This window comes from Pseudomonas protegens, assembly GCF_003732485.1.
GTDB classification, from domain to species: domain Bacteria; phylum Pseudomonadota; class Gammaproteobacteria; order Pseudomonadales; family Pseudomonadaceae; genus Aquipseudomonas; species Aquipseudomonas protegens_B.
This window is the reverse complement of record NZ_MOAK01000014.1, coordinates 1-306: the sequence shown is the minus strand read 5'-3', so window position 1 is coordinate 306 and position 306 is coordinate 1. Positions and strand designations below refer to the sequence as shown.

Below are 306 nucleotides of genomic sequence, written 5' to 3'. Positions count from 1 at the left end.
GTGGCGACCGGCCCCGGGTGGCCCTGACTTTCGACGATGGCTGGCGCGACAACGCCGAAGTCGCCTATCCCCTGCTGGAACGCTACGAGGTGCCGGCAAGCATCTTCCTGTCCACGGACTTCATCGGTAGCCGTCAGGGTTTCTGGTGGGAGTCCATTGGCGAAACCCTATGGCAACAGGTCGACAGCGCCGCAGCCCAACCTCTATTGGCACAGTTGCGGGCCCTGGCGCTGGCACCGCCACCGGAGCTGTTGCAGCCCGGCGCCGGTCACGCTCGCAGCCGCGCCCTGGGGGGCTATCTGCAAC

The 306-nt window shown here is 67.0% G+C and carries 1 protein-coding gene; it reads left to right on the top strand.

What is annotated here, in order from left to right; genetic code table 11:
* Positions 1-306, top strand: a 306-nt coding sequence (locus BLX41_RS01460) for a polysaccharide deacetylase family protein (RefSeq protein WP_148059671.1), incomplete at both ends; no start/stop codon positions are given.